This window comes from Pigmentiphaga humi (assembly GCF_900606115.1).
GTDB lineage: Bacteria > Pseudomonadota > Gammaproteobacteria > Burkholderiales > Burkholderiaceae_B > Pigmentiphaga > Pigmentiphaga humi.
Genome location: NZ_UWPJ01000017.1, coordinates 241,638 through 263,911, shown reverse-complemented (window position 1 = coordinate 263,911; position 22,274 = coordinate 241,638). Strand labels below are relative to the sequence as shown.

The window sequence follows — 22,274 nt, the reverse complement described above, 5'->3', positions numbered from 1 at the left end:
GTCCTGGAAAACGGGTGATGGATGGGATTGTAGTGAACCTTGGCGGCGCCGCGCGCGCCGTCAGGGCTGCGCATCGTCCAGGACCCGGCCGCGCCGCACGAAGGGCAGCGTGCACAGCCGTGCCGGCAGACGCCGGCCGCGGATCTCGACCTCGGCCGCATCGCCGGCAGACGCGCCCTCCGGCACGCGCGCGAAAGCGATGGATGTGCCCACCGTGGGCGACATGGTGCCGCTGGTGACCATGCCCGGCCCGTATTCGGTATGGACCGGCATGTGCGCGCGCATCACGCCGCGGTCGAGCAGCTTCAGGCCCAGCAACTGCCATTTCAGCCCCAGCGACAACGCGGCCCGGCCGACGAAATCGCGCTGCGGGTCGATATCGGCCACGGTCCAGGCCAGGCCGGCCTCGGCAGGCTGCGTCAGTTCGTCCATGTCCTGGCCGTACAGGTTCAGGCCCGCTTCCATCCGCAGGGTATCGCGCGCCCCGAGCCCACATGGAGCCACATCGGCAGCCAGCAGATCGCGCCACAGCGCGGGCGCCTCGGCGGCCGGCAAGATGATCTCGACGCCGTCCTCGCCGGTATAGCCGGTGCGCGCGACCAGCCAGCCGCCGTGCGCCTCGGCCGCGAACGGCGGCAGCGCCTGGACCAGCGCGCCCAGCCGGCTGCGGGCCTGCCCGAGGCGCTGGCGGGCGGCCGGCCCCTGCACGGCGATCATGGCCAGGTCGCGGCGCGGCTCGATCGCCACGTCATGGGCGCCGGCCTGCGCCACGCGCGCCAGCCAGGCGAGATCCTTGTCGGCGCAGCCGGCGTTGACCACCAGCCGGTAGTGCTCGGGCGTCAGCAGATAGACGAGCAGGTCGTCCACCACCCCGCCCTGAGGATTGAGCATGCACGAGTACAGCGCCTTGCCCGGCTCGGCCAGGCGGGCGACGTCGTTGGCGAGCACGTAGCGCAGGTAATCGCGCGCCTGCGGGCCGGCCACGTCGATACTGAGCATGTGCGAGACGTCGAACATGCCCGCGCCGCGCCGCACCGCGTGATGCTCTTCGATTTGCGAACCGTAGGACACCGGCATGGACCAGCCGCCGAAGTCGATCATCCTGGCGCCCAGCGCCAGGTGCTCGGCATGAAGCGGGGTCTGCTTGGACGCTTGCGTGCTGCTCATCGGGTTCCTCTTCCTTCCGCCCGGCGGCACGCCGCCCGAACGGTCACGCGCGCGTCGCGCGCCACGCCGGCGCGCCCTTCGAACGCTCGCCCTCCATGGTATTGCCATCGACCTTGCCGCGATAGACCGCCGTGCCGGCCCTGAACGAAATCTCGTCGCCGCGCAGGACCACGTCCCGCAACGGCTCGCCACCCAGCGTGCCGGACACCTGCTGGAAGGTCTGTTCCAGTTTCAGCTCCTGGCCGCCCAGCTTCCAATTGCCGCCGATCTGGGCCGGCACGATCCACAGCAGCGCCGTGCACCAGGTCTGGCAATCGCCGCCTACGGTCGCCTGCTGGTCGGGCGCCCATTCCCCCATGGGAAAGGAGTTGGACACGATGCGCGTGCCGGGCTTGAGTTCCAGCAGGCGCGGACGCAGGCGGTCATTGATGGCGGGCAGCAGGAACATCGTGATGACGCTGTAGCCGGACAGATTGCTCTCGAACAGATCGGCGGTCGCGAAGGTGGCGCGATCGGCCACGCCGGCCGCCGCGGCGTTGCGCCGCGCCAGGTCGGCCATCTCGGGGTTGTATTCGATGCCGTGGGCGCGTATGCCGCGGCCGGCCGCGGTGATGACCGTGCGGCCATCGCCCGATCCCAGGTCCAGCAGGTTGTCGGCGGGCGTGGCCTGGGCCATTTCGAGCATCTTGTCGACCAGCGCCTGGGGCGTGGGCACCCAGACCACGTCCTTGCCCTGCTGGCCGACCTGCGGCACATAGGCCTGCGACCCGGAAGCCGCCTCCTGCGCCGCGGCCGCCGCGGCGAAAGAGCAAGACAAGGCCAAGGACACCGCCGCCGCCCCTGCCCGCGCGCGGCGCAGGCAGGCAAAGCGGTGCGACGGATGGAACTGCGGCGAACTGCGTAACGGCGCAAGCATCATGGACATCCCCTTTCTGGTGCAGAAATGGACCCTTCCCCTACCCGCTTCACGGAGTACCTGAATGGTAGCTGAATCGGCTTTCGGATGGGGACCGGCATTGCGCGCTGGACGCCGGCGGCACGCGAGACGCTCAGACCGCCTTGCCGCAGGCCGCGCCGGAAGCCCAGGCCCACTGGAAGTTGTAGCCGCCCAACCAGCCGGTCACGTCCACCACTTCGCCGATGAAGTGCAGCCCCGGCACGTTCCTGGCTTCCATGGTCTGCTGGTCCAGTCCGCGGGTGTCCACGCCGCCGCGCATCACTTCGGCCTTCTTGTATCCTTCCGTGCCCGAAGGCACGAGAGTCCAGCACTGCATGCCCTGCGCGAGCTGCCGCAGGGTATGGTCGGGCAGGTCGGCGATACGCTGGGCCTGCTGGCCGGGATGCGTCGCCGCGAGCCACTGCTCGGCCAGGCGGCGCGGCACCATGCCGGCCAGCACGTTGCCCAGTTGCTGGCGGCCGCCGGACTTGGCCGCCAGCAACTGGGCCGCGAGGTCCATGCCGGGCGCCAGGTCGATCACGATGGGCGCGCCGGGCTGCCAGTAGCTGGAGATCTGCAGCACCGCGGGGCCGGACAGGCCGCGGTGGGTGAACAGCAGGTCTTCGCGGAATGCGGCGGCGCGCCGGCCTTCGCCGGTGGCGATATCGACCTCCAGCGCGATGCCTGCCAGCGGCACGAACGGCTTCCACGCCGCCGCGTCGAAGGTCAGCGGCACCAGCGCCGGCCGCGGCTCGACCACCTTGAGGCCGAATTGCCGGGCGATCTTCAGGCCGAAGTCGCTGGCGCCGATCTGCGCCACTGGCAGGCCGCCGGTGGCGATCACGACGCGCGTGGCGCGCAGCACGCCCGACGACGTGCGCAGCGCGAAGCCGCCGGCCGCTTCCCGTTCGACGGCCTCGACGCTGCAGGGCATGCGCCATTCCACGCCACCCGCATCGCACTCGGCGCGCAGCACGCGGATGACGTCTTCGCTGGATTCGTCGCAGAACAACTGGCCACGGTGTTTCTCGTGCCAGGACACGCGATGGCGCGCCAGCAGCGCCAGAAAATCCGCCGGCGTATAGCGCGACAGCGCCGACCGGCAGAAATGGGGGTTGACGGAAATGAAATTGGCCGGGCCCGCGTCGCGGTTGGTGAAATTGCAGCGCCCCCCGCCCGAGATCCGGATTTTCTCCGCCAGCCGGCGGGCGTGGTCGATCAGGACCACGCGCCGGCCGCGCTGGCCGGCCACCGCCGCGCACATCATGCCGGCCGCGCCGGCGCCGATAACGGCGAGATCGAAAACCGCTGCCCCGCCACCAGGCATCAGACGTCCTTCACGCAGTCCACGTAGTGGCGCCGGTCGCCGTTGGGCAGCACCTCTTCCACCAGGCCGTGGATGTCGGTGCCGAAGCCCGGGAACTGGGCATTGAACTTGCGCGCGAACTGCAGGTATTTGACGATGGTCTGGTTGAAGCGCTCGCCCGGGATCAGCAGCGGGATGCCCGGCGGATACGGCGTCAGCAGCACGCTGGTGATGCGGCCTTCGAGATCGTCGATGCCGACGCGCTCGATCTCGCGGTGCGCCATCTTGGCGAAGGCGTCCGAGGGCTTCATCGCCGGCACCATGTCGCTCAGGTACATCTCGGTGGTCAGCCGCGCCACGTCGTGCGCCCGGTACATGTCATGGATGCGCGTGCACAGGTCGCGCAGCCCCACCTGCTCGTACTGCGGATAGTCGTGGCAGAACTCGGGCAGGATGCGCCACATGGGCTGGTTCTTGTCGTAGTCGTCCTTGAACTGCTGCAGCGCGGTCAGCAGCGTGTTCCAGCGGCCCTTGGTGATGCCGATGGTGAACATGATGAAGAACGAATACAGGCCGGTCTTCTCGACGATCACGCCGTGCTCGGCCAGGAACTTGGTGACGATGGACGCCGGGATGCCGGTCTGGCCGAAGGTGCCCGACACGTCCAGCCCCGGGGTAACGATGGTGGCCTTGATCGGGTCGAGCATGTTGAAGCCCGGCGCCAGGTCGCCGAAGCCGTGCCACTCGTCGTCGCCTTCGAGCAGCCAGTCGTCGCGCTCGCCGATGCCGTCGGCCGCCAGCTTGTCCGGCCCCCAGACCTTGAACCACCAGTCCTTGGTGCCGAACTCGGCCTCGACCTTGCGCATCGCGCGGCGGAAGTCCAGCGCTTCCAGGATGCTTTCCTCGACCAATGCGGTGCCGCCCGGCGGCTCCATCATCGCCGCGGCGACATCGCACGACGCGATGATCGCGTACTGCGGCGAGGTCGAGGTGTGCATCAGGTAGGCCTCGTTGAAGATGTGGCGGTCGAGCTTGCGGTTCTCGGACTCCTGCACGATGATCTGCGAGGCCTGGGAGATGCCGGCCAGCAGCTTGTGGGTCGAGTGCGTGGCATAGACCAGCGCTTCGGTGCTGCGCGGGCGGTCCTTGCCGATGGCGTGCATGTCCTTGTAGAAGTGGTGGAATGCCGCGTGCGGCAGCCAGGCTTCGTCGAAGTGCAGCGTATCGATGGTGCTGCCCAGCAGTTCCTTGATCTGCTCGACGTTGTAGACCACGCCGTCGTAGGTGCTCTGGGTGATCGTCAGGATGCGCGGCTTGCGGCCGGCGTTGTCGCGCGCGAACGGATTCGCGTCGATTTTCTTCTGGATGTTCTCGGGCATGAATTCTTCGAGCGGAATCGGCCCGATGATGCCCAGGTGGTTGCGCGTGGGCCGCAGGAACACCGGCACCGCGCCCGTCATGATGATGGCGTGCAGGATGGACTTGTGGCAGTTGCGGTCCACCACGACCACGTCGCCGGGCGCCACGTTGGCGTGCCAGACGATCTTGTTCGACGTGGACGTGCCGTTGGTCACGAAGAAACAGTGGTCGGCGTTGAAGATGCGGGCGGCATTGCGCTCGGACGCCGCCACCGGCCCGGTATGGTCCAGCAGCTGGCCCAGCTCGTCCACCGCGTTGCAGACGTCGGCGCGCAGCATGTTCTCGCCGAAGAACTGGTGGAACATCTGGCCCACCGGGCTCTTCAGGAACGCCACGCCGCCCGAGTGGCCCGGACAGTGCCACGAGTACGAGCCGTCCTGCGCGTACTTGACCAGCTCGCGGAAGAACGGCGGCGGCAGCGACTCCAGATAGCTCTTGGCCTCGCGGATGATGTGGCGCGCCACGAACTCCGGCGTGTCCTCGAACATGTGGATGAAGCCGTGCAGTTCGCGCAGGATGTCGTTGGGGATGTGCCGCGACGTGCGCGTCTCGCCGTACAGGTAGATGGGAATCTCGGCGTTGCGGAAGCGCAGTTCGCCGATGAAGGCGCGCAGCTTGCTCACCGCCTGCGCGACGTCGTCCGGCATGCCGTCGCCGAACTCCTCATCGTCGATCGACAGAATGAACGCGCTGGCGCGGCTCTGCTGCTGCGCGAACGACGACAGATCGCCGTAGCTGGTCACGCCCAGCACCTCCATGCCCTCGGCCTCGATGGCCGCGGCCAGGGCGCGGACGCCCAGCCCGGAAGCATTCTCGGAACGGAAGTCTTCGTCGATGATGACGATGGGGAAGCGGAATTTCATTGAGGTTGAGGCCCCCCCCTACGCGCTTCGCGCGCCCCCCAGGGGGCGGTGCTGGCGGACTGGCGGAGCCAGATCCGCGGCCCCCTGGATGGGCAACTCGCAGCGGCAGGGATTGCAAACGGTTGAAAAACGGCCGGCAACGTCGCACGAAATACGCGGGCAGCAGCCGAACGCAAGAATACACAACTAGCGTAAAACAATTTGATGTCAGGCACTGCCACAAAAGCACTGTCAGCCAGCGAAGCACCAGCGCAACACCCCAAGATGAAGGTGCCAGACCCAGGATGCGGTGGATCCGGCTCCGCCGGCCCACCCGCATCGCCCCCTGGGCCCGGCGCCGGGCCGCCCCAAGGCGGGCCCAGGCCCCCTCGGGGGGCTGCCGCGTAGCGGCTGGGCGCTCACCATGCTGGGCACGCGTCAGCGCGTAGGGGGGACCTCTACGTCCGGGGCAGCGTTACGCCTTGTTGTCCCTGATACTTGCCGCCGCGGTCCTTGTACGAGGTCTCGCAGACTTCGTCGCTTTCCAGGAACAGCATCTGCGCGCAGCCTTCGCCGGCGTAGATCTTGGCGGGCAGGGGCGTGGTGTTGGAAAACTCCAGCGTCACGTGGCCTTCCCATTCGGGTTCGAGCGGCGTGACGTTGACGATGATGCCGCAGCGCGCGTACGTGCTTTTGCCCAGGCAGATCGTCAGCACGCTGCGCGGAATGCGGAAATACTCGACCGTGCGCGCCAGGGCGAACGAGTTGGGCGGGATGATGCAGACTTCGCCCTTGAAATCGACGAAGGATTTCTCATCGAACGCCTTGGGGTCGACGATGGTCGAGTTGATGTTGGTGAAGATCTTGAATTCGTCGGCGCAGCGGACGTCGTAGCCATAGCTGCTGGTGCCGTAGCTGACGATGCGCTTGCCGTCGACCGACCGCACCTGGCCGGGCTCGAACGGGTCGATCATGCCATCGGCCGCCGCGCGGCGGATCCAGCGGTCGCTCTTGATACTCATGGCCGGGGGTCTCGTCGGGGAACGCTGTTGGTCACAAAGCGTGGATTGTAGCTGTAGTCGGAATCGCTTTCGCGTCCGGCCGCGCTGCCCGGGAGGAAGGCGGCCGGCGGGCCCGCCGCTCCCCCCGTCCCCGGTTCGGCGTTCAGTCCAGCTTGATGTCGAGCGCCTTGATCACGCCGCCGTACCGCCGGGAATCCTCGGCGATCGCCGCCGCGAGTTCCGCCGGTGTTCCGCCCAGGCCGACCGTTCCCTGTCCGGCCAGGGTTTCGCGCGCTTCGGGCGAGCGCATCACCTTGGTGACCGCGCGGGCGATCTTTTCCCGCAATGCCAGCGGCGTCGCCGCCGGAGCCATCAGCCCCGACCACGAAACCGCGTCGCCGAACGACAGGCCCGTCGTTTCCTTGAGGGTCGGCATATCGGGCGCCAGGGGCGAGCGCTGTTCGGCCACGATGCCCAGAGCCTTCACCCGCCCGCCGCGAATGAAGGGCAGCGCGGTAGGCAGTTGCGCGATCATCATGTCCACCTGGCCGCCGGCCACGTCGGCCAGCGCCGCGGACATGCTGTTGTAGGGCACGTGCAGCAGGCTCACGCCGGCGCGTTCGGCGAAGATCTCGGCAGCCAGATGCGCCTGGCTGCCGATCCCGGGCGAGGAATAGCTCAGCCGGCCGGCCTTGGCGTGGGCGATCAGCCCCCGGGCGTCATGGACGCCCAGGCCGTTCGACACGACCAGGACGTTGGGCACCGCGCCCACCTGGCTGACCGGCGCCAGGTCCTTGGCGATGTCGAATGGCCGCTTGCGATAGAGATGCGGATTGACCGCCAGGTCGGAAACCGGCACGGATACCAGGGTGTAGCCATCCGGCGCGGCCTTCACCACCGACGAAATGCCTATCGTGCCGACACCGCCCGGCTTGTTCTCGACCACGACCGGCTGCCCCCACTCCACCGCCAGTTTCTCGGCCAGCACGCGCGCGAGCAGGTCGGCGGCTCCGCCCGCGCCATAGGGAACGACGATCCGTACCGGCCGGTCCGGATAGGCCTCGACGGCCTTCTGCGCATGAGCGGTGGACGCCAGGCAGGCCAGGCCCGCGCACAGCGTCGAAGCCAGGCCGCGCGCAAGGCGCGGAACAGCCAGGGAAAGCGTGGAAGATTTCATGGACATATCCTCGAAACGATCGAACACCGGGGCGGCGAATGAGCGGATCCCGCTCATTCGCAATCCGGGCAGAAAGAAGGGGGGCACATCATGCGCGCCGTGCGCCGCAGCGGATCCCAGTCCTGGACCTGGCCCCACACCCGTTCGGCGAAGGCCTGGGCCTCGCCCCGCAGCGCGCCCAGGTCGACATCCGGAATCCGGCCTTCGCGCATGCGGACCTCGCCGCTGGTGATGACCATATCGACGTCGTCGCCCACGCCGCATTCGACCAGGCTGCGGATCGGATCCCAGATCGGACCGTAGCGCAGCACGTCCTTGCGGGCCAGGTTGATCGCGACGATGTCCGCCTTGGCGCCCGGAGCGAGCCTGCCGAGATCGTCCCGGCCCAGCGATCGCGCCCCGCCCAGCGTGGCGGCCTCGAAAACCTCTTCGGCCGTGGCCGCGGTCAGATCGTGGCTCATGACCTTGCCGTGATAGGACGCCGTGCGCATGTTCATGATCATGTCGCGCGGATACGTATCGCTGCCTATCGTCATGTTCACGCCCGCCTCGCGGTACGACTTCCATGAATCCAGCACACGGGCGCGCCGCACGATGTTGACCGGGCAGTGGGAAACGGAGACCTTGCCGTCGCCCATGCGCCGCAGGTCGCTGCCGCCCGAATAGTTCAGCCTGGGACTATCGGAGATGAAGTTCGCATGGCCGATGTTGAGCGCCGGTGTCAGCATCTCGACACTGTCCAGCAGTTCGATCGGCGTCTTGCGGTATTCGCGCACGGTCTCGTAGAACTCGATCACGTTGTAGCCCGCATGGGTCGCCATCGGCACCCCCAGGTCGCGCGCGGCGGCGACCGTCCTGCGCAGGATGTCCACGCTGCAATTTTCCACCTCGCGCGGCACCAGTATCCCGTGCACCAGGTCGCTGGCGTCGGCCTCGACGCGCTCGATGAATGCCACGGCATCGTTGAACAGATGCAATCCGCCGTCCGGGTAGGGGGCGCGCGTCAGGTTGCCGTCCTCGTCGGAAGCCCAGCGCCCGCTGTCGTACCCCGGCCCGAGATAACCGCGGATCCCGAGCGCCTCGCACTGTTTCCACAGCGCTTCCTGGACGATGACGTGTCCGCCCAGTTCGACGAACGTCGTCACGCCGTTGCGCAGCAGCTCGCTCACCGTGAACGCGGCATGCAGGGCGACGCCGGCGTCCACTTGCGCCTGCTCCCGGGTCAGATAGTTGGGATAGCCCTGTATGCGCGTGCCGGCGCGCGCAATCGTGACTTCCATGTAGGGCTGGCCGAACAGATCGGGGCGGCCGATGTCGGTCAGCAGCTTGTGCAAGGCGCGATGGCCGGAATGCACGTGCGTGTCGATGAACCCGGGCATCAGCAGACAGCCCGGCGCCTCGATGACGCGGTCCGCCTCTCCTTCGTAGCCGTCCCCCGCATGCACGATGCGATCGCCTTCGTAGACCACGCATGCATCGCGGTACAGCGCGTGCCGCCCGTCCTTGAATCCCACCACCCACTCGCCGTTGATCCTGGTTTTCATCCTGGTCATACCCTCCGTGTTCTGCGAATATTCGGCCCATCGATTCGTCACCGACGGCACATACTCAGCATGCTGATCAAACACACGGACTGTCAATCCAGGGACCGGCGACCGAACAGCGGGGAGACGCGCACCACTGCGCGGCCGTCATGCGCGCAGAAGCACCGATTCGATGCAAAACGGCACGTTCAAAGGGAAAACGCGCACCGGAAGAGGTAGAAAACGCGTGCCGCGATAGCTGCAGTCTGGCCTGCGCGGCGCAAGCCACAGGGATTGTCTATATCGATTCCCAAGTGGAATATTTGATTATGAAGGCCCTGCCCGGCCGCGCAATGTCGCAAACATGCCATCAACGAGCGCCCATACATGGATGTCAAACACGTCGACCTGCATCTCCTGATGATCTTCGATGCGGTGCTGTCCGAAGGCAACGTCACGCGCGCCGCGGACCGCATCGATATCAGCCAGTCCGCCGTCAGCAAGGGGCTGGCGCAGCTGCGCGAGATTTTTCGCGACCCGCTGTTCCTGCGCAATGGAAGAGGTGTCGTTCCCACCCACAAGGCCATGGAAATGGCCACGTCGGTTCGCCAGGCCATCCTCGCGCTGCACGCGCTGGCCTCCCCTTCGGCGCCGTTCGCGCCGCACTCGGCGCGGCTGCATTTCAACATCGCCGCCACGGACTACGTCAGCTTCATGCTGCTTCCGCCCCTCATGCAACGGCTGGCATCCGTCGCGCCCTCCGTGTCGGTGGCCATTCATCCGATCGAGCCGCTGATGCCCGAAGAACTGCTCTTGCTGGGCAGAGTGGACCTGGTGCTCTCGCCCGTGCCCACCGCCATGTATCCGGTCTACCGCCAGGAACTGTTCAGGGACGACTACGTCTGCCTGCATCGCATCGGCCACCCCTTGGACGGACGCAGCATCGATGCGCAACATTTCGCCTCCCACCGGCACGTCGCCATGCCGCGCCAGAACGGCGCGCGCGAGCGCGTGCTGCAGGACGCCATGCAGCAGCACGGCGTATCGCGCGATGTGGCCGCGCAGGTGCCCCACATGCTGTCCATCCCGCCCACGCTGGTATGTACCGACCTGATCGCAACGATCACCCGCCGCGTCGCCACGTCTTTCTGCGGACTCTATCCGCTGCGCATGGCGCCGCATCCGCTGCCGCTCGGCGAATTTGTCGTATCGCAGCTCTGGCATGAACGCACGAACGCGAGTCCATCCCAGCAGTGGCTGCGCGCGCTGCTGCTGGAAATCGGCCAGGCGCTTTGAGGCCCCGGCGGCGGCAGCCCGCAGACGCTATTTGCCGGAGGGCGCCTCCAGCCCCGCCACCAGGAAGTCCAGCATGCGCGACAGCGTCGCCTCGACGCCCGCTGCCGAGGCGGCCTGCGGGACGATGTCCGGCATCAGCCGGGCGACGCGGCCATTGTCGGCGCGGATGTACATCATGCAGCCGAACACGCACTGCAGGCGCAGGTACAGCTCGTCGCGCGACAGCCGCGGGCAGGCGCGGGCCAGCAGGTCCACGAACAGGCGAGCGACTTCGTCGTGCACGCCGAAGACGATGTTCTTGACGGTGGGGTCCGGTTCGACCGAGCAGATGGCCGACAGTCGGTTGAAGGTCGCTCCCTGCTCGGTCTGGCCGATGCGCATGCCGGGGCCGATGAAGGCCTCCAGCACGGCACGCACCGGCGGGCGGCCGGCGCCGGCGGCGGCCGCGCAGGCCTGCAGCAAGGCGCGCCGCTCGGCGCTCATGCGGCCGGCGCGCGCCTCGAAGATGGCGCGCAGCAGGCCTTCCTTGGTGCGGAAGTAATAGTGCACCGCCGCCATGTTGGCCCCGGCGGTGGCCGTGATGGTGCGCAGCGAGACGCCGTTGTAGCCGTGTTCGGCGAACAGGCGTTCGGCAACGTCGACGATGCGGTCGCGGGTGGAGGCTTCGTCCGCGGGTGCGGGGTCGGCAGCGGTGGACATGGATAGGGCGCGGCAATGGAACAGTCGGCATCTTAACTGCAAATTCGGCACAACGATTCAGTCAAATGATTAAATCAATCGATTGACTTAATTTTGCCGGATTCCTATCATTGCGCCGATCGGCGCGCTCCATGTCCGCGCCAACAAAGGAGAGTCATGCAAGGAAAGATCCGCCGCGTCGTGACGGGCCACGACGCGCAAGGCCGCGCCGTCGTCCTGGAAGACGGCCACGCGCCCAATGTTCGCCACGACCCCAGCCGGCCCGGCTATTACCTGACCCAGCTCTGGCTGACGCCGGCCGCGCCCGCGCCCATCGGCAACGGCCCCGACCCGACGCTGGGGCCGGTCACGCTCACCCCGCCCGCGCAGGGCACGGTAGTGCGCATCATCGAGTTCCCGCCGGCCGGCCAGGAGCTGCGCGACGTCGATGCCGACGCGGCCAGGCAGGCCTTCGCCATGTTCGGCGGCGACCATGCCCTGACCGGACACGGCGACGCGCCCAAGCGCCACCCGTTCATGCATCGCACCGAGACCATCGACTATGCGATCGTCCTGGAGGGCGAGATCACCATGCTGCTGGACGAATCCGAAGTCGCGCTCAAGGCGGGCGAGGTGCTGATCCAGCGCGGCACCAACCACGCCTGGACCAACCGCACCGACGCTCCCGCACGCGTCCTCTTCGTACTGGTCGACGGCAAGTTCGATCCGGCCATCGCGGCCCACCCCTGATATCAAACAAGCATAAGGAGACCTTCATGCGCACGACCAACCGGCTGTTCGCCGCCCTGTTCGCCGCCTTCTGCGGCACCGCCGCGGCGCAAACCTATCCGGTCCATTCCATCGAAATCATCGTTCCGTATTCGGCGGGCGGCAGCGTGGACGTCATGGCCCGCGCCTTCAGCCGCGAACTGGCCGACATCCTCTCGACCCAGGTCGTGGTCAACAACCGCGACGGCGCGGGCGGCACGATAGGCGTGGCGGCGGTGGCCAATGCGCGGCCTGACGGCCATATCGTGCTGTTCTCGCCGTCCTCGCCGCTGACCCAGGCGCCCTACCTGATGGGCCGCGTGCCCTACCAGCCGGACAGCATCACGCCGATCTGCCAGATCTTCGAGAATCCGTTCGTCATCGCCGTGCGCAAGGAATCGCCCATCCAGTCGCTCAAGGAGCTGCTCGACCAGGCCCGCGCCCAGCCCGGCAAGCTGTCCTACGGCCACGCCGGACCGGGATCGGTGCCGCACCTGGCCACGGCCAACCTGGCCAAGTCCTCGAACGTGTCCTTCAACGAGATCGCGTTCCGCGGCGATGCGCAGGTCATTCCGCAACTGCTGGGCGGACACGTCGATTTCGGCGCGCTGGGCGTCTCGTCTGTGGTCGGCAAGGATTTGCGCATCCTGGCGGTGTACGGCGACAAGCGTCTGCCGGGCCTGCCCGACGTGCCGGCCATCACCGAGTTCGGCATCAAGCACGCGGTCATCGCCCGCAACGGCCTCTACGTCAACCGCGGCGTGGCGCAGGCGACGCGTGACAAACTGGAGCAGGCCTGCCGCACCGCCACGGAAAAAACCGAATTCCAGACCGCGGCGAGCCAGCTGTACCAGCAGGTAAGCTACCTGAACAGCGCGACCTTCGCGGCCCGGCTGGCCGGCGACCACGACACCAACCGTGCGCTGATCCAGTCCCTGGGCCTGTTGAAAACCGGCAACTGAGAACCGTCCATGTTCGAGATCATCGATCCATCGCTGCGCGCCTTCGTCGAGGTCGCTCCCGACAGCGGCTTTCCCATCCAGAACCTGCCCTACGGCATTTTCTCCACGCCCGGCCAGGGCATGCGCGCCGGCGTGGCCCTGGGCGGCTGGATCGTCGATCTGCACGCGCTGGAACGCGCCGGGCTGCTGCCCGTTGCGGACGAGGCCAGGCTGTTCGGCCAGGGCAGCCTGAACGCCTACGCCGCCACCGGCCGGCCGACCTGGGCCGCGGTGCGCGCCCGGCTGGCGGCGCTGCTATCCGGTCAGGACCCGCGCCTGCGCGACGACGCGGACCTGCGCGTCCGCGCGTTCGTTCCGATGGAACAAAGCACGCTGCACCTGCCCTTCGAGATCGCGTCCTACACCGATTTCTATTCGTCCGAAGAGCACGCCACCAATGTCGGCAAGCTGTTCCGCGACCCGGCCAACGCCTTGTCGCCGAACTGGAAGCACATGCCCATCGGCTACAACGGCCGGGCCAGCTCGGTGGTGCTATCCGGGCACGATTTCCACCGCCCCATGGGCCAGTTGCCGGTCGCCGGCGGCGCGCCCGCATGGGGCGCTTGCCGGCAGCTCGACTTCGAACTGGAAACCGCGTTCTTCATCGGCCGCGGGTCGGAGCTCGGCACGCGCATCGGGCCGGATCAGGCCGCCGAGCATATTTTCGGCATGGTCCTGATGAACGACTGGAGCGCGCGCGACATCCAGCGCTGGGAATACGTCCCGCTGGGGCCGTTCCAGGGCAAGGCCTTCGCCACCTCGATCTCGCCCTGGGTGGTCACGCTCGACGCGCTCGAGCCTTTCCGTGTGGACGCCCCGGTCCAGGACCCCGCCCCGCTGCCCTACCTGCGCGAGCAGGACCGCCACGCCTACGATATCGAACTGACGGTGGAACTGGCCACGGCCGGCGGCGCGCGCGCGCCGATCGCGCGGAGCAACTTCCGGCACCTGTACTGGACCATGCCGCAGCAGCTCGCCCACCACACCAGCAGCGGCTGCAACGTCCGCGCGGGCGACCTGATGGGTTCGGGCACGATCAGCGGTCCGGCCGGCGACGCCATGGGCAGCCTGCTGGAGATGACCCGCAACGGCTCGCAGCCGCTGGCGCTGCCCGACGGATCGAGCCGGACCTTCCTGGAGGACGGCGACGAAGTCGTGATCCGCGGCGAGGCGCGCCGTGGAGAACTCCGCATCGAGCTCGGCAGCGTGCGCGGCCGCGTGCTGCCGGCCCGGGACTGAATCCGGGAACATCGGCAGGATCGAGCGCGCAGCCGCGCGCCCGGCTCAGTCGTCGAACAGCACGTAGTACAGCAGGTCCAGCCCGTTCAGGGTGCCGCCCTTGGCGACCACGGAGAGGCGCCGGCTGAGCTGGTAGCTCAGCTTGACCACGCCGTCCCGGCCCGACAGCGCCTGTTCGAAACTGGCGTAGATACGGTCGCTCAAGCGTTTGCCGACGACCAGGAACTGGCTGTTGGAGATGGCGTTGTAGGACGAAGTGCTGTCCCCCGCCACCGTTCGGTCGGGCAAGAGGCCGCGCGAACTTCCGACGTTGCCGGACCGCACCCCGATCTCGTCCAGGCCGAGCTGGCGCGAGATCGGCTCGCTGCCCTTGGGTCCGAGCAGCGAGGTCGCGGCGCTGAGCAGCAGCGTGGCGTCGGCGCTGCCGCCGCCCTCGTCCGGGCCGCGCCCCAGCAGCAGCCATGACAGTTTCTCGACATCGCTCACCTCCGGGGAAGACGTCAGCGCGATGCGCGGCCGGCGCGCCGTGCCGCTGATCTGCACGCCCGCCTCCACGCGCGGGCCGACGCGCACGGCGACGATGTCCAGCAGGGGATCGTCGAGCGGGCCCTGGAAGGTGATCACGCCGCGCCGCACGGTCAAGGTCTGGCCATAGGCATCGAAGCGGCCGCCGCGCGTACGCACGGTGCCGCTCGAACTCAGCGCGCCGCCCGTGCCGGCGACCTTCAGCTCGCCGGAGACGCCGGTATCCAGGCCGAAGCCGGTCAGGTAGAAGCGGTTGCCCAGCTTCACGCCGACGTCGATCGCCACATCCAGCGTTTTCTTGGGCCGCTCTTCGCCGCTGCGACGCACATAGACGTCGTCGGACAGCGTGGCGGGCGCCTGGGTGCCGAGGTCGACCCAGCCCGTATCCACGTCGAACAGTCCGGCCACGCGCATGCGGGCCGGCGCGATGTCCATCGTGAGTTCGCCCGAACCGGCGATGAAGCGGTCGGCGCGCTGCACGGCGGGGAAGCGGTCGGCCTTCAGGCGCGCCTGGCCGGACGCGTCGGCAAGCCGCCATTCGGCCGTGATCTCCAGCTTGCCGCCCTGGCTTTCGTCGCGGATCCAGGCGCGCACCCGCGAATCGCGCGGCGTGACGCGGATCACGCTGGGGAAGGACAGCGAATCGAGCACGATGCGGTCGTCGCGCAGGCTGGCCTTGAGCGTGCCGTCGAGCAGCCGGATGCCGTCGTCCAGGCGCACCGCCCGTATTCCGTCGCCCTGCAGGCCGCCGCTGGCGCGCCATTGCCCCCCCTGCTGCACCACCTGCACCGTCCCGGCCACGCGGCCGCCGAGCTCTACCGCGTCGCCAGTGAACAGGCTCACCCAGCTCAAGTCGCAGATATCGACCTGCGCCTGCGCCTGAGCGGGCCGGTCCCGATCCAGCGCCACCGAGCCGCCGCGCGCCACCACGCCCGCCTGGCCGTCGACGCGGACACTGCCCAGGCGCTCGCCCTCGACCATCCCTTGCAGCGTCACGCGGCTGCGGCCGTCATTGCCGTCGGGCACGGCGCGCACGTTTAGATCCAGCGTACGCAGGCCGAGCGGGAACGGCGGCTCGCCCGGGACCCACAGGTCGCCGCCGCGGCGCCGGATCGCCACGTCGCCCTGCAGCGCGCCGGCAAAGCGCACATTCCAGTCCGCATCCAGCACGACTACGCGGTCGGCCGGCACCGTTTTTCCCGCCAGCGCGTCCATGGTGAGATCCGGCGCCCAGGCCAGCCCCTCGACCCGGCCGCGCGATTCCCAGCGGCCGTCGCCGCCGCGCGAACCGTCGTGGATCAGCATGCCGCGCTGCCCGCCGGGCAGACTCAGGGCCACCTGCGCCGCACCGGCCTCCCATTGCCACTGGGGCGCCGCGGCACCGGGCAGGTAGCTCAGCGCCAGCGGCGCCTGCAGCGACAGGCCCACCGGCGGCCGCGCCAGGTCGAACGCCGATATCGTGCCGCGCCAGCCGGCCAGCGCATCGCGCGCCTTGCCGCCGCCCTCGCTCCAGCCGCCATCGAAACGCACCGCCAGCGTCGCCGGGGCGGACTGGTCGGCGGGAACGAACTCGGCCTCTACCGAACCTTCGTGGCTGGCCATGGTGCCTTGCAGGCGCAGCGTGCCCTGGCGCATGGTGGCCTGCGGCGCGTCGGAAACGCTTACGCCTTCCAGGCGCAGGTCGATGTCCGCCGGCGCCGCGGCGAAACCGCCGGCCTGGCGGGAACGGGCCGTCGCGGCGGGCTTGGCCGCCCCCAGGTCGACCCGGCCTTGCCCGCGGGCGACCCGGACGCCGCCCGGCAGCGCCAGTTCGCCCGCATCCAGCGTCATGTCCAGCATGGGCGCATCGAGCGTGTCACCCAGCGTGCCGCGCGCTGCGAGGCGCCCGCCCAGCAACCCAGACAGCTTCGCCAGTTGCGGCGCCTGCACGTCGAAAACGAGCCGGTCGCCCGCATGGCCGAAGGCGCCCTTGGCGCTCAGCCGGTTGCTGCCCGCGCCCAGCGCCGCATCGATATGCCCGATCCGGGCGCCGGCGAACGCCAGGTCCAGGCGGCCGTCGAGCGGCTCGCCGTTCCACCGGCTGCCCTCGTCGATCTTCAGCACCGCGCTCCCCTGGGGCTGCGGCTTGAGCGCGCCTTTCAATTCCACCCGGGCGGAAACCCGGGCAGGCGGCATGACCGAGCTGCGCACCCATCGCGCCGGGTCGAACCGGTCCAGCTTCAGTTCCGCGGCGAAGCGGCCCGGATCGTCCAGCTGCAATTGCCCTTGGCCCTGCGCGCGCGCCTCGCCCGCCGCCAATTCGAGTTGGGTGAGGTGCACCACCTGCTCCTGCACGCGCGCGGCCAGCTTGAGCGCGAGCGGCAGCTCGCGCGAGCGATCGGCCAGGCTCGCCTGGACGGACTGGACCGCCGCATCCGCCTTGAAAGCCACGGTGCCGCCCATGCGCGTGGGCAGCGCCGCGCCATGCAGCTTCGAGGCATCGAGGTTGCGCACCTCGAGCCTGCCGTCCAGGTTGCCCACGGCATCGTCCGGCGCATCGGCGCGGCGCCACGCGACCTGCCCCTGCAGCTTGCCGCCGCCCAGCAGGTCGATGGTCAGCGCCCCCAGGTCGAGCCGCTCGAAGGTCTCGACCGGCACGCTCAATTGCGCGGCGACCGCGGACACCGGCACGCCGTTCTTGTCGAGCGGCCGCGCGGCGGCGTTGCGCAAGGTGATGGGCCCTTCGAGGATGAGCGGGTCCGAATCCGGGCGGATGGCCAGTTCGGCGTCCAGGCCCAGGTTCGCCTCGGGCGCGCCCGCCACCCAGGCGGACGGATCGATGCCCTTCAAATGCAGGTTCAGGCCGCGCAGCGGAAATCCGGCCAACAGCGCCGCCTGGCCCCTCGCATCCACCCCCACGCCGGCGCCGTCGCCGCGCAGCGAGAAATCCAGTTGCTCGAGCGAACCCGTGGCGGTCGCATTCAGGTCGAAGCCATGCGATTGCTGGCGGCCCACGGCGTGCATGGACGCCTGTACGGAAAACGGCGCGTCCGCTCCGAGGCGGGCCTCGCCGCGCAGGGTCGCCACCGCCTGCGGCGCCTGGACCTGCAGGTTGGCGAGCAGGATCCGGTGCTCGGCGCCGGACGACCCGGCGCGCATGTCCAGTCCGGCCAGGGTCACCGGCAGGCGCTCGCCGTCGTTGTCGATGACCAGCTCGCCCACGGCCAGCTTGTCCACGTCCACCGCCAGCGGCAGGCGCAATGAGGCGAGCGGGGTGTCCGGTTCATCGGAAGGACGCAAGCCCAGCCGCACCCGCTGCGCCGCCAGTTCCCTCACGTGCAGGCGCATGCCGCGCAAGGCGCGCCATGCCACCGCCAGGCGCAGGCCCTCCACATCCGCGTCGACCGCGGGCAGGCGGACCTCCAGGCGCTCGATCTCCAGCCCGCCGGCCACGGATCCGCGCAGTCCGTCGACCTGCGCCGTACCGCCCGCCAGCGCCACCCCGGTGCGCAGCGCCCAGGCCGCGCCCGGGGCAGTCGTCGCGACCCAGGCCGCCGCGCCCACCAATGCCGCTGCGGCCAGCGCCAGGCCGCCCGCCAATACCCACGGCCAACGGCGGCGGCGTCGCGGAGGCACGGGCGGACGTTGGGCGGCAGGCGGACTCAAAATGCGACTCCCAGCGAAAAGTGCAGGCGGATGTTCTTATCGCGCAAGGCGTAGGCCAGGTCCACGCTGAGCGGCCCGGCCGGCGTCTTCACCCGCAGGCCGGCGCCCACGCCGGTGGCCAGTTTCATATCGGAAAAACGCGAGGCGACGTTGCCGGTATCCACGAACACCGCCGCGCCGAAGCGGTCGTCGAAATAATGCGTGCCTTCCACGCTGGCCACGAACAGCACGGAATCGCCCAGCACGGCGTTGCCGACCTCGCGCCCCAGGCCGAGGTAGCGGTAGCCGCGCACCGTGCGCGCGCCGCCGGTGCGGAACGAGAAATCGTCCGGTACCCGGTTGATGTCCTGGGCCCACAGGCGGCCGACTTCCCCGCGCACGGTCACGACGTCGCGCTTGGACGGCGACCACCAGTATTGCCCGCGCAGGCTCAGGCGGTTGAAATGGTTGCCGCCGTCCAGCGCCGCGCCCACCCCTCCTCCCAGCGCGATCAGCGAACCTTCGCGGGGGTCGTACTTGTCGTTGACGTCGCGCCGGATGAGCTCGGCCGTCGCCGTTGCGGTGCTGGTGGTATAGGAGTTGTAGCCGTCGATGTCGGTCAGCTCGTGGGCCAGCCGCGCGCCGTAGCGGGTCTCGTATTCGACCCGGCTGGCGATACTGGACGGATAGGTCTTGGCGCGGATCGCGCCGACCGCCAGCCTGCGTACGTGCAGGCCCTGGATATCGGAATCCTGGGCCAGCACGCCGAAGCTGTCGCGAAAGCCGTTTTCATTGGGCGCCAGGTGGATATCCGCATAGCCCAGCTTGCGCAGCCGGTCCAGGCGCAGGCCGGCCTCGAGTTCGAAGGGATGGCCCAGCACCACGTTCTGCCGATAGACCGTTTCGATGCGCGGTCCGGCCTCGTCGTCGATGCCCAGCGCCACGCTCATGCGGCGCGGCCGCGACTCCACCACTTCGGCCAGCACCGGCAACTCCAGGAACTGCGGCCCGCGATAGGCCTGCTCGGTACGGGTCTGTTCCTTGTCCAGCCCTTCGGGCAGCAGCGCCGGATCCTCGTCGGCGTCGGGCGTCAGCCCGCGGCGGTCGACGTCGAGCTTGGCGCCGGAGAAGAACGGCGACCCCGACAGCGTCTGCTGCCAGCCGACCATGCGGCTGCGGTCGTAGGGCTCGCCCGGCGTCACCCGCACGTAGCGCTCGACCACGCCGGGGGGCACGCGCTTGAGGCCATGCACTTCGACGCCGGACAGGCGCACGGCCGGACCGCTGTCCAGGCGGACGTGCAGGGCCGCCCTGGCCCGGTCGGCATTGATGTCGGCCGCCGTCTCCACCAGCCGCGCCACCGGGAAATCCCGCTCGGAGGCCGCATCCAGCAGATTGCGCTTGGCCGTTTCCCATTCGCTGTTGCGAAAGGGGCTGCCGGCCTGCAGTTCCCAGCCCTGGCGCAGGGCTTCCGCGCGCTCCGCGTAGCCGGCATCGGCGATGGCGCCCATGAACGTGATGTCCACGGTTTCGATGGTCGTGCGTTCGCCGGGCGTGATGGAGATGTCCCAGGTCGGCCCGGCGACGTCGGTGCCGGCCTCCAGCTCCACCTGTGCGGAGAAGTAGCCTTCGGTGGCCAGCGCATCCTGCGTCGCCTCGCGCGCACGGCGGCGCAGGCGCATGCCTTCGCCGCCATCCTGGTCGTCGGCCATCTCGGCCATGCTGTCCACGGCGCGCGTGACCGCCTCCAGCGCGCTGGCGGGCAGGCCGCCCGGATCGATGGTGACCTCGGGCTTGGCTGCCAGCGCCTCGCGCGCCAGCAGCGCGCAAAGCAGCACCGATGCCAGCGGCAGCCGGGAGAAGAACGAGCGCGGCCTGGACAGGCGCATCAACCGGGAAAAAATGGCACCCTCGACACTGCTTGGACCCGTTCGACAGACAAACTCATGACACTTACGCCGTATTGGTTCGGTTACCCACCAGTTGCTCCCCGCGCAGCCCATTGATCCAGGCGCCGCGGATCCGGCCCCGCCGGTCCGCCAGCGCCGCCCCCTCGGGGGGGCCCGCGCAAGCGGGCAGAGGGTGCCGCACCTTCAAGCATAGCGGATCGCCCGGCGCCCTAGCTGCGCCTGGCGCCGCGGCCCGTCGACCAGAGCGAAACAGGAGGTAAGTAGCATTGCCGATTTGGATTATGGCCGCCGTCGGCTATGCTACGGTCTCATCTCAATACAGGGCGGGGGAAATTCGGCCAGATAAGGCCGGTTTCGCAGGCGTACAGGGGGTTTTCCAACAAAATGACGGAACACGCACGCTTGACCAGGTCCGCCTGAAAAAATGGAAATTGGCTTACTTCTGATTTTGTTCATCGCCAACGGCATCTTCGCCATGAGCGAAATTGCCGTGGTCACCGCCCGCAAGTCCCGTCTGCAGCAGCGCGCCGACGATGGCGACCCCAAGGCCCGCGCGGCCCTGGAACTGGCCGAACACCCGACGCGCTTCCTCTCCACCGTACAGATCGGCATCACCTCGATCGGCATACTGACGGGTATCGTCGGCGAAGGCGCGCTCGCGCAGCCGCTGGCCGAGACCATCCGCCAGCACGTGCCCTCTCTGGCGCAGGCTGCCAGCGCCATCGCGCTGACCCTGGTGGTCATCGTCATCACCTTCCTGTCCATCATCATTGGCGAACTGGTGCCCAAGCGCCTGGGACAGATGCATGCCGACACCATTGCCGGGCTCATCGCCCGGCCGATGGGGGTGCTCTCGTGGGTCGCCACGCCCTTCGTCAAGCTGTTGTCGCTGGCCACCGACAACGTGCTCAGGCTGATGGGCGCCAAGGAGAACAACGACCATCTCGTCACCGAGGAAGAGATCCAGGTCCTGATGGCGCAAGGCGCCACCGCCGGCATCTTCGAACATGCCGAGCAGCAAATGGTGCGCAACGTGTTCCGGCTGGACGAGCGCCGCCTCTCGTCGCTGATGGTGCCGCGCTCGGACATCGTCTACCTCGACGTCAATTCCCCGCTGGAAGCCTCGCAGGGCAAGATCGAAAGCTCCCACTACTCGCGTTTTCCGGTCGTGCGCAACGACCTCTCCGACGTGATCGGTTTCGTGCGCGCCAAAGACCTGCTGGCGCAACTGATGGCGGGCGAACCGCTCGACCTGACCGCCCGCCTCACACCCGTGCTCTACGTACCCGAGACGCTCACCGGCACCGAACTGGTACAGAATTTCCGCGACTCCCATACCCAGACGGCGCTGGTCGTGGACGAATACGGCGACGTCCAGGGGCTGGTCACGCTGCGCGACGTTCTGGAGGCCATCGTCGGCGCATTCCACACCTCGGCCGCGCCGGAAGAGTCCTCGGCCGTGCAGCGCGAAGACGGCTCCTGGCTGCTCGACGGCCTGCTCGACGTCCACGAAGTGGAAGACATGCTGGGCCTGCAACATCTGCCCGAAGGCGACTCCGGCACTTATCACACCCTGTCGGGCATGCTCATGCTGCTGCTGGGCCGCATCCCGCTCACCGGCGAGAAAGTGGACTGGGCGGGCTGGAACTTCGAAGTCGTCGATATGGATGGCAAACGCATCGACAAGGTCATCGCCCAGCGCATCGCGGATCCCGAATTACCCCAAGAACCCTCTTGAAAACCCGTACGAACGCCCGCATTGTCCAGGACATTGCCGCACAATGCGCCTTCTCGGGCATCCGTCCGCGCCTCGGCTGCCGGGAACTTTTTCCCCGCAGCCACCGCCCAACCGCTTTTACCG

General features: G+C 68.5%; 15 protein-coding genes. 5 read left to right on the top strand and 10 right to left on the bottom strand.

All coding sequences use genetic code 11. The features are described from left to right. Positions 1-60: 60 nt before the first annotated feature. From gcvT to PIGHUM_RS11370, 7 genes are all read right to left on the bottom strand, one after another. Entirely contained in the window at positions 61-1,167 is a 1,107-nt protein-coding gene (gcvT, locus tag PIGHUM_RS11400) for a glycine cleavage system aminomethyltransferase GcvT (protein ID WP_124079703.1), read from the bottom strand. A 43-nt stretch (positions 1,168-1,210) separates the two neighbouring features. Continuing rightward, complete coding sequence (locus tag PIGHUM_RS11395; protein WP_246013124.1) at positions 1,211-2,086, bottom strand: SAM-dependent methyltransferase; 876 nt, start codon at positions 2,084-2,086, stop codon at positions 1,211-1,213. A gap of 130 nt (positions 2,087-2,216) precedes the next feature. Then, on the bottom strand, positions 2,217-3,431 hold the full coding sequence (locus PIGHUM_RS11390) for a BaiN/RdsA family NAD(P)/FAD-dependent oxidoreductase (RefSeq protein WP_124079702.1): 1,215 nt from the start codon (positions 3,429-3,431) through the stop codon (positions 2,217-2,219). Then, positions 3,431-5,692, bottom strand: coding sequence for an arginine/lysine/ornithine decarboxylase (locus PIGHUM_RS11385; protein WP_124079701.1), 2,262 nt, complete (start codon positions 5,690-5,692; stop codon positions 3,431-3,433). The genes PIGHUM_RS11390 and PIGHUM_RS11385 overlap by 1 nt, the downstream gene beginning before the upstream one ends. 437 nt (positions 5,693-6,129) lie before the next feature. After that, on the bottom strand, positions 6,130-6,693 hold the full coding sequence (gene dcd / locus PIGHUM_RS11380) for a dCTP deaminase (RefSeq protein WP_124079700.1): 564 nt from the start codon (positions 6,691-6,693) through the stop codon (positions 6,130-6,132). A 142-nt stretch (positions 6,694-6,835) separates the two neighbouring features. Next, entirely contained in the window at positions 6,836-7,849 is a 1,014-nt protein-coding gene (locus PIGHUM_RS11375; RefSeq protein WP_124079699.1) for a Bug family tripartite tricarboxylate transporter substrate binding protein, read from the bottom strand. Positions 7,850-7,902: 53 nt separating this feature from the next. Then, positions 7,903-9,393 (bottom strand): chlorohydrolase family protein, encoded by a 1,491-nt coding sequence (locus PIGHUM_RS11370; protein WP_124079698.1) that lies wholly within the window; start codon positions 9,391-9,393, stop codon positions 7,903-7,905. Between the two features lie 366 nt (positions 9,394-9,759). Here PIGHUM_RS11370 and PIGHUM_RS11365 point away from each other — a divergent pair, with 366 nt between their 5' ends. Further along, positions 9,760-10,668: a LysR family transcriptional regulator gene (locus PIGHUM_RS11365; protein ID WP_124079697.1), complete on the top strand. Its 909-nt coding sequence runs from the start codon at positions 9,760-9,762 to the stop codon at positions 10,666-10,668. A gap of 27 nt (positions 10,669-10,695) precedes the next feature. On the opposite strand, the gene PIGHUM_RS11360 is transcribed toward PIGHUM_RS11365, so the two are convergent. Further along, positions 10,696-11,367 (bottom strand): TetR/AcrR family transcriptional regulator, encoded by a 672-nt coding sequence (locus PIGHUM_RS11360; RefSeq protein WP_124079696.1) that lies wholly within the window; start codon positions 11,365-11,367, stop codon positions 10,696-10,698. Between the two features lie 156 nt (positions 11,368-11,523). On the opposite strand from PIGHUM_RS11360, the gene PIGHUM_RS11355 reads away from it, so the two are divergent. From PIGHUM_RS11355 to fahA, 3 genes are read left to right on the top strand one after another with little or no spacing between them, the layout of a single operon-like run. Next, positions 11,524-12,096, top strand: a complete 573-nt coding sequence (locus PIGHUM_RS11355) for a cupin domain-containing protein (protein ID WP_124079695.1) — start codon at positions 11,524-11,526, stop codon at positions 12,094-12,096. A 26-nt stretch (positions 12,097-12,122) separates the two neighbouring features. After that, positions 12,123-13,076, top strand: a complete 954-nt coding sequence (locus tag PIGHUM_RS11350; RefSeq protein WP_124079694.1) for a Bug family tripartite tricarboxylate transporter substrate binding protein — start codon at positions 12,123-12,125, stop codon at positions 13,074-13,076. Positions 13,077-13,085: 9 nt separating this feature from the next. Next, entirely contained in the window at positions 13,086-14,354 is a 1,269-nt protein-coding gene (gene fahA, locus PIGHUM_RS11345; RefSeq protein WP_124079693.1) for a fumarylacetoacetase, read from the top strand. 45 nt (positions 14,355-14,399) lie between these two features. On the opposite strand, the gene PIGHUM_RS11340 is transcribed toward fahA, so the two are convergent. Both PIGHUM_RS11340 and PIGHUM_RS11335 read right to left on the bottom strand, forming a co-directional pair. Then, positions 14,400-18,494 carry a translocation/assembly module TamB domain-containing protein gene (locus tag PIGHUM_RS11340; RefSeq protein WP_124079692.1) on the bottom strand — a complete coding sequence of 1,365 codons (4,095 nt, stop codon included), beginning with the start codon at positions 18,492-18,494 and terminating at the stop codon, positions 14,400-14,402. Between the two features lie 26 nt (positions 18,495-18,520). Then, a complete protein-coding gene (locus tag PIGHUM_RS11335; protein ID WP_124079691.1) occupies positions 18,521-20,392 on the bottom strand; it encodes an autotransporter assembly complex protein TamA in 1,872 nt (623 codons plus the stop codon). 445 nt (positions 20,393-20,837) lie between these two features. Here PIGHUM_RS11335 and PIGHUM_RS11330 point away from each other — a divergent pair, with 445 nt between their 5' ends. Then, positions 20,838-22,151 (top strand): hemolysin family protein, encoded by a 1,314-nt coding sequence (locus PIGHUM_RS11330; protein WP_124079690.1) that lies wholly within the window; start codon positions 20,838-20,840, stop codon positions 22,149-22,151. The last annotated feature ends 123 nt before the right edge of the window (positions 22,152-22,274 follow it).